This window comes from Rhodococcus sp. 114MFTsu3.1, from assembly GCF_000383555.1.
In the GTDB taxonomy this organism is placed as follows: Bacteria; Actinomycetota; Actinomycetes; order Mycobacteriales; family Mycobacteriaceae; genus Rhodococcoides; species Rhodococcoides fascians_E.
Map to the genome: position 1 here is coordinate 331,629 of NZ_KB911548.1, position 8,164 is coordinate 339,792.

General features: G+C 64.7%; 6 protein-coding genes. 4 read left to right on the forward strand and 2 right to left on the reverse strand.

The window, feature by feature from the left end; genetic code table 11:
• Positions 1–10: 10 nt before the first annotated feature.
• From H292_RS0111930 to H292_RS0111945, 4 genes are read left to right on the forward strand one after another with little or no spacing between them, the layout of a single operon-like run.
• Positions 11–1,744, forward strand: coding sequence for an ABC transporter transmembrane domain-containing protein (locus H292_RS0111930; RefSeq protein WP_020111567.1), 1,734 nt, complete (start codon positions 11–13; stop codon positions 1,742–1,744).
• Positions 1,741–3,510 (forward strand): ABC transporter ATP-binding protein, encoded by a 1,770-nt coding sequence (locus tag H292_RS0111935; RefSeq protein WP_231383820.1) that lies wholly within the window; start codon positions 1,741–1,743, stop codon positions 3,508–3,510. The genes H292_RS0111930 and H292_RS0111935 overlap by 4 nt, the downstream gene beginning before the upstream one ends.
• A 58-nt stretch (positions 3,511–3,568) precedes the next feature.
• Positions 3,569–4,390 carry a sugar phosphate isomerase/epimerase family protein gene (locus H292_RS0111940; RefSeq protein WP_019667396.1) on the forward strand — a complete coding sequence of 274 codons (822 nt, stop codon included), beginning with the start codon at positions 3,569–3,571 and terminating at the stop codon, positions 4,388–4,390.
• 49 nt (positions 4,391–4,439) lie between these two features.
• Entirely contained in the window at positions 4,440–6,050 is a 1,611-nt protein-coding gene (locus H292_RS0111945) for a (2,3-dihydroxybenzoyl)adenylate synthase (protein ID WP_020111568.1), read from the forward strand.
• 63 nt (positions 6,051–6,113) lie between these two features.
• On the opposite strand, the gene H292_RS0111950 is transcribed toward H292_RS0111945, so the two are convergent.
• Positions 6,114–6,362 (reverse strand): phosphopantetheine-binding protein, encoded by a 249-nt coding sequence (locus H292_RS0111950; RefSeq protein WP_019667398.1) that lies wholly within the window; start codon positions 6,360–6,362, stop codon positions 6,114–6,116.
• Positions 6,359–8,164: thioesterase domain-containing protein (locus H292_RS28420; RefSeq protein WP_020111569.1), on the reverse strand; the 1,806-nt coding region annotated here is incomplete at its 5' end. The genes H292_RS0111950 and H292_RS28420, both read right to left, overlap by 4 nt.

The window sequence follows — 8,164 nt, forward strand, 5'->3', positions numbered from 1 at the left end:
CTGCCGACGTATGACATCCGCCTGGAATCCGCCCAAGCACATCCCCGTTTTCTTCGACATTCCGGACACGCCGCCGCAGCGTCGAATCAGAATCCGCGACGGCATGTCGCCGCTACGCCTCTCGGCGTCGATCATCCGATCGGCAGGCTGGCATGCGGCACTCGGGTGCCTGCTCCTGGTGCTGTACAACACCGCGACGACGCTCGTTCCGCTGGCATTGGGTGCAGCCATCGACCGCGGCATCGGGCCGGTCACCACGGGCACCCCTCCCGGTGAGGCCGTCGGTGGGTTCCTGCAGTGGCTTGCCGTCATCGCAGGCCTCTATGTGGTCATGAACTTGACGTATCGCTTCGGCGGGCGCATCGGTTGGTTCGCTGTACAGCGTGCGAAGTACGAGCTGTCGTCGCGAGTGATCGAGCGCATCCTCGACGCACGCGGAACCGCAGGCGGACCGCAGCTGCCAGGGCGGCTGCTGTCGGTGGCAACCTCCGACAGCGACCGGGCCAGCAGCGCAATCTATTTCGCGGTGTATCCACTCGGCCATATCGTCGCAATCGTCGTCGCGGCTGTGTCGCTCTTCGCCATCCACCCGGTTCTAGGCTTGACCGTCATACTCGGGTCGCCATTGCTGTTGGCGCTCATGGCGGTTGTCGCGCGTCCACTGCAGAGACGCGCAGAGGAAGAACAAGATGCCGTCGCGGACGCGGCAGGCATCGCCGCCGATCTGGTGTCCGGCTACCGAGTGATCACGGGCATCCACGCTCAGCGCGCCGCCACTGACCATTATCGAGGTGTGTCCCGATCGGCCCTGCGCGGCACACTCGCGGCCAACAGGGCAGAGGGCGCGGTCATCGGCATCAACAATGCGCTGACCGGTCTGTTCGCGGGCGTGGTGACCGTCATCGCTGCAATGCTCACGTTCAACGGCTCCATCACGATCGGCGGCCTTATCGCCGCTGCCGCCATGGCCCAGGTGCTTCTCGATCCGCTGAGAAGTCTCATCGAGGACGCCGCAACGTTGGGTGCGATGGTGTTGGCGTCGGCCAAGCGTGTTCTCGATCAACTGCACATCGGCCCCGATCCGGAGGCGCTCGGAACCGCTCCGATCCCGGAGTCCCCGACGCTTCGGATCCACTCGCCCCAGATGACCGACCCGATTCTCGTCACGCCCGGCGAGTTTCTCGTGATCGACCCGTCCGCGATCGATGCCGACGGGCTCGTCGCCGCGATGACCTTGACCTCGCGCGGCGAGCAAGACAAGACCCCGGGCATCACACTCGACGGACGTCCCTTGCGAGAACATGACCCGGCCGAGGTCCGCCGCCGAATACTCGTCTCACCCCATCAGCCGGACCTCCTCGAACCGACGTTGTTTGCCAACGTGGCGTCCGCGGAGGCAGTTCCGGGGTCGGACGAGCACACCAGCGCCCGCGGCGCGCTGCAGGCAGCCCGCTGCGACGGCCTGGAGCACGAACTTCGCGACGGCTACGACACCGATATCGGCGACGGCGGCAGAACCCTGTCCGGTGGCCAACGCCAACGCGTCGCACTCGCCCGCGCACTGCATCGCCGTCCGCCGGTACTCGTTCTGCACGATCCCACGAATTCCGTGGACTCGGCCACCGAGCACGACATCGCCACCAGGGTACGTTCTGCGCGAGAAGGATTGACCACGATCGTCATCACGTCCTCGCCCGCCTTTCACGCAGTGTCCACGCACAGCATCGCAGGAGAACATTCGTGAGCGATACCGAAATGCAGCGCCTGCCGGTCGCCGACTGGCGCGAGATGCGTAACGAGATAACAGAACTCGCCGAGGGCAAGAAGCTGAGGATCGCGGGCATCCTCCTACTTCTGCTGATCTCGGCAGCCACGACGCTCGTCCTCCCACTGACCATCGGGTGGATCGTCGACACAGTCACCGCCAGTGAAGCGTCGGGAATTCCAGCGGTGTTCTGGTGGCAGTTGACTGCACTGGTGGCCGCTGCCCTCATCGGCGGCGTCGTCGAGTTCTTCGGCATGGTGGCGCTCGGACGCGTCATCGACACGATGGTCGCGGACCTGCGCGAGAAGTTCATGGCGGCGACACTGGATCTGACGGAGACCGAGGTGGAACGAGTGGGTGTCGGAGACATCGTGACTCGTGCCGCATCCGACACGCGGAACGTGTCCGACGAACTCCCAGCAATTCTGCCGACGCTGTCAGCAGCGATCTTCACGATCGTGCTGACCGTCATCGGGGCAGCGGCCATCGACTGGCGCTTCGGCATCGCGTTCTTGCTTGCCGCGCCGTTGTACGTACGGGCATTGAGGTGGTACCTCCCCGCGGTGCCGCCGGTGTACGGCGCACTGCGCTCGGCAGACAGCACCCGCGGCGAACGCGTACTCACCACACTCACGGCGCTTCCAACCGTTACCGCATTTCAGGTAGGCGATGCACGTATCAACGACATCCAGAGCGCAACATGGGATGTGGCACGTTGGGAGGTGCGCGCTCGAATCATGCAGAACCGTTTCTTCAGCCGCATCAACCTCGCCGAGGCGGTCTGCCTGCTCCTGATCGTCGGATGTGGTTTCGTTCTGGCTGCGCGGTACGGCACGTCACTGGGTTCGATCACCGCCGCCTCGCTGTTGTTCCTGCAGGTCACCGGACCGATCTCGATGCTGATGTTCGTGATGGACGACTTGCAGTCCGCCGCAGCATCTCTCGCTCGGGTCGTGGGTGTCACGAAGAACTACGCCGCCCCGGCCGCCGCGCCGGACTCGACCGTGAGGCGAACCGGCCCCGTCGTCTCGGTTCGTGATGCATCCTTCTCCTATCTGCCGGAGCACCCCGTGCTGAACGGCGTCGATCTGACGCTCCACGCCGGGGAGCACCTCGCGATCGTCGGCACGAGCGGTTCGGGCAAGACAACGCTCGCCCGTCTGATCGCCGGCGTGCGCGAGCCGGGCGGCGGAACCATCGAGGCATCGGTACACCGATCGCGGATCGCGTACCTGAACCAAGAGGGACGAGTCTTCTCGGCAACACTGCGCGAGAATCTGGCGTTCGCCGCGCCGGATGCTTCGGACGAGTCACTTACGCACGCACTGTCACTCGTCGGCGGGGATGTCCTTCTCAGCTCGCTCCCCGGTGGCCTCGACACCGAACTCGGCGAGGAAGGTCACCGCATCACCGCGGCGGACGTTCAGCTGCTCGCGCTGGCCAGGCTGGTCCTGCACGACCCCGCGGTGGCGATTCTGGACGAGGCCACGGCAGAAGCAGATTCGCGCAACTCGGCTCTGCTCGACGAGGCCACAGCGAAGGCACTACATGGCCGGTCGGCGATCGTCATCGCGCACCGACTCTCGCAGGCGCGTGCGTGCGACCGTATCGTCGTCCTCGAGCGGGGGTCCATCGTCGAGGAAGGCACCCACGACGAGCTACTCGATGCCGCGGGCCGCTACGCCGAACTGTGGGCCGTGTACAGCGCCGACATACAACCCCATTCCGAGGTAAGGCTAGGTTAAGCTGAGCTAGGTTAGGCTATCAATGTCAGCCTCGCCGGACCTACGCCGAGGAGCACCCGTGAAGACCTGCATCGCCACCGTGTCACTCGGCGGAACGCTCGAGGACAAACTCGACGGCATCGCCGCGGCAGGCTTCGACGGCGTCGAAATTCTCGACGCCGACCTGACGGCTGCATCATCGAGCACCGCAGACATCCGTCGGCGATGCGACGACCTCGGATTGACCGTCGACCTCTACCAACCGTTCAGGCGCGCCGAAGGTGTCACCGAAACCGAATTCGCCGACGTACTCCAACGTTTCCACCGCGAAAGCGACATCATGGAGGCGCTCGGCGGAGATGCAATCCTCGTCGTCTCCAACACCGACGACGACGCCATCGACGACCGAGACCTCTCCGCCTCGCAATTGCACGCACTCGGCGAGGCCGCAGCAGAACATGGCGCCACCGTCATGTTCGAAGCGCTGGCCTGGGGCACCCACATCAACCGCATCGCCGACGTCGAAGATGCACTGAGGCGCGCCGACCACCCGTCGTTGTCACTCGTCGTCGACACCTTCCACCTCTATGCGGTGGGAGACGGAATCGAACAGATCCACGCCCTCGACCCCCGCGGTATCGGCTTTCTTCAGGTCGCCGACGCCCCGTGGATGGATCTCGAGCTGATCCAGTGGAGCCGAAATCACCGCTGCTTCCCCGGAGACGGCGAGTTCGACGTACTCGCCCCCGTTGCCGGCGTGATCGAAGCCGGATACACCGGTCCGCTTTCACTGGAAATCTTCAACCCCGGATACCGCGAACGCCCCGCAGCCGACGTCGCGGCACACGGGGCAGAATCGCTCGACGCCTTGATTTCTCGTCTGCAATACACCACAACGTGAGCGGAAATGTAGGCCTGACCTACATTTCCGCTCACATAGGAAGGGATAGATGACCGCGTCCACTCACGACCTCGCACCCCTCGTCCTGGACGGAGTCGTCCCCTATCCACCGGAGTTCGCGCAGCGCTACCGGGATGAGGGCATCTGGGTGGACCAGACGTTCACGGAGTTTCTGTTCAGCTCGATCGAGCAGCACTCGGAGGAGACTGCACTGATCTTCGGTGACACCCGGATCACGTACGGCCACCTGGGCGAGCGGATTCTGACGCTCGCGGCCGGGTTCGAGCGTCTCGGAATCCGGCGCGGCGACCGCGTCGTGGTCCACCTCCCGAACATTCCCGACTATGTGGCGCTGGTGTTCGCACTCTACGAGATCGGCGCAGTACCCGTCCTCACCCCGATCGCGTTGCGCCTGCACGAAATCGGTTACATCGTCGAAGAATCCGGTGCCCGCGGGTACATCGCCACCGCCGCGCACGACGGGAACGATCTCGCAGCCCTCGCAGCCGAACTGAAGTCGACGTCGTCCACACTCGAACACACGATCATCGTCGACGCCGATGGACTTGAACCGCTTCTTGCACAGGGCACACTGGAACATCGTCGACGATCGCTCCCGTCGGACGTCGCTTTCCTGGCATTGTCGGGAGGCACGACCGATCGCCCCAAGCTTGTCCCGCACACCCACGAGACGTACCTCGCCTCCGTGCGGGCGGCAGCCGCGATGACCGATATCACCTCGGACACAGTGCAACTCGTCGTGCTACCGATGTCGCACAGCTTCGCGATGCGCTCCCCCGGTTACCTGTCCACTCTCGCTGCCGGCGGCACAGTCGTCATGGCGCCCAACGGGAGTCCGGACGTGAGCTTCCCCCTCATCGCCGAGCATGGTGTGACCATCGTCGCGCTGGTTCCCCCGCTCGCGCTGGCGTGGTTGAACTCGTCACTGAAAGAGCGATACGACCTGTCCACGCTCGCCGTCATCCAGGTCGGCGGGGCGAAGTTCAGCCCCGACTCGGCGCGACGAGTTCGGCCTGAACTCGGGGCAACGGTCCAGCAGTCCTTCGGTATGGCCGAGGGCCTGCACACCTTCACACGACTCGATGCGGACGAGGACATCATCACCACTCGCCAGGGGCGCCCGACCACCGACTACGACGAAATCCGCGTCGTCGACTCTCATGGCCAGAATGTCGACAGCGGCACCGCCGGTGACCTTCTGACCCGTGGACCGTCGACCATCCGCGGTTACTACAACGCCCCTCAGCACCAGAACGTGTTCACCGAGGACGGCTTCTACCGCACGGGTGACATTGTCGTCCAGGGCGCCGACGGTTACCTGACGGTCACCGGACGCTCGAAGGATCAGATCAACCGTGGCGGGGAGAAAGTCGCACCCGCAGAGGTGGAAGACCTGCTGCTGGCGCACGAGTCGATCCACGAGGCCTCCGTCCAGGGCATTCCCGACGCCGTCCTCGGTGAGCGTGTCAAAGCATTCCTGCTCCCACGCGAGGGTGTGGATCCGAAATCGTTGTCGCTGACCAAGGTTCGGCAGTTCCTGAAGGCCAAGGGGCTCGCGACGTACAAGCTTCCTGACGTCGTCGAATTGGTCACCGAGTTCGAGCGCACCGCCGTCGGAAAAATCAGCAAGAGAAAGTAGAACCGCTTCGCGTGTCGACGAGTGCGGGGCCGGATCCTTTCCCGGCCCCACACTCTCGCGTCCCTACGTTTTCTGCGCAGACTGCTGCAGGTCCTCCAGAACCGCAAGCCAGCGTTCCAGCCGTGGATCCTCTGCCAACACGATGTAGTCCACCTTCTCCACCCCTGCGCTGCGCCACTGCTCGACGAGTTGCATCACGCGCACGGAATCCATTCCCTGCTCGCGCAAATCCAATTCGTGGTCGAGCTCGTCGACCTCCACGTACAGCACGTTCGCCACATCTTCCTGTACCTGTTCGCTGCTCAGTGTCATCGCTGTTCGGCTCCTTCGTCGCCTGGTTCCAGTAGTCGGGTGAGCTGCGCACCCCAGTGGGCTCGTCCGCGCGCGGTGAGGATCACCGACGTGTGGTTTTCGCCGTCGGCCACAGTGATCACGGCCCGCGGGAGATGGACACGCCAGGCGCCCCGTCCAGCGGTGAGCCCCTCCGCCTCGGAGTTGTCGATGGTTTCCCCAGCCAACACGACGAGCGAGCCGCAGTCGAGTCGGCCGCTGGTCGGTTGAGCCATGAGTTGTTCACATCGGTTACCGGACACCGCAAAGGCTTTGACGAGCGTCTGGTTCGCAAACAACGCGCGGCTTCCCTCGTCGCCGAGAATGACCAGCAAGTCCTCGCGTCTGCTTTCCAGGTACTCCAACTGGGCATCCCGGTCGTCGACGAACGACACGTCGGGCGCAGGCGTCTCGGGCGTGTCGGGGGCGCTGGTCGGATAGGTGTCGAGGATCGTCAAGGAATGGATCTCCTCTCCTCTCGAGCGAAGCTCCTGTGCCACGGCGAACATGATGTGTCCGCCGTAGGACCAGCCGAGCAGGTCGTACGGCCCGGTCGACTGCACACGTTGCACCGCATTCGCGTAGACGACCGCCAGTTCGGCGAGCGTGTCGAATTCGATGTCGACACCGCCGTGTGCCGGGTCCTGCAACCCCACGATCCCCAGTCCGTCCGGCACGTAGTCGGCCAACACGTCGTACGCAGCAGCATCGCCGCCGTACATCGTGTGCGCACAGAACAGAAAGCGACCGGACGAGGATGGCAACAGCGGGGCGAGTATCGCGTCGGCCACGTCGGTCGGGGTGACCGTACTCGCGGCGCGATCCTGCGCTGCAGCAGCCAAACCTGCGACGGTCGGGTTCCGGAGCACGTCGTTCAGGAGCAACGACGTACCGATCTCCTCGTTCGCCCGAGCGACCAACCGGACAGCGAGCAACGAGTGCCCGCCGAGACGGAAGAAGTGGTCGTCTGCGGCGAGCGTGATGTCGTCCGCGAGTCCCAACACCTCGCGGAACAGCCGCCCGAGTGCTTTCTCCGCATCGGTCTCGAGTTCCTGTCCGCCGGTGAGTGCTCCGGTGAGGTCGGGTGTGGGTAGTGCGCGGCGGTCGAGTTTGCCGTTGGGGGTGACCGGGACGGTGTCGATGGGAATGAACACCGTGGGGATCATGTAGTCCGGCACCCGTGCGGTCAGATGCTCCCGCAGTTCGTCGTCGGTGACGTCGGTACCGACGTAATAGGCGGCAAGGTATTTGTCATTGCCGCCGGGGTGGGCGGCGGCGATGACGACGGCGGCGGTGACGGCGGGGTGCTGCTGCAGGACGACGCGGATCTCGTCGAGTTCGATGCGGAAGCCGCGGATCTTGACTTGGTCGTCGGAGCGGCCGAGGTAGTCGAGTTCACCGGCGTGGTTCCAGCGCACGAGATCACCGGTGCGATAGAGGCGTTCACCTGCGGTGGTGGGGTCGGCGATGAAGCGGGTGGCGGTGAGGTCGGGTCGGGCGATGTAGCCGTCGGCGAGTTGGACACCACCGAGATACAGCTCACCTGTCACCCCGACGGGTACCGGGCGTAGCCACGAGTCGAGGACGTGCACAGAGGTATTCGCCACCGGTATTCCGATGGGCACGGTCACCACATCAGCGAGCGCGTCTGCGTGGATGGGTGCTGCGGTGACGTCGACGGCGGCTTCGGTGGGGCCGTAGAGGTTGTGCAGGTCGGCGCCGGCGAAGAGTCGGTCGGCGTCGGCGGCGTTCGCGGCGGGGAGGGCTTCGCCGGAGAAGAACAC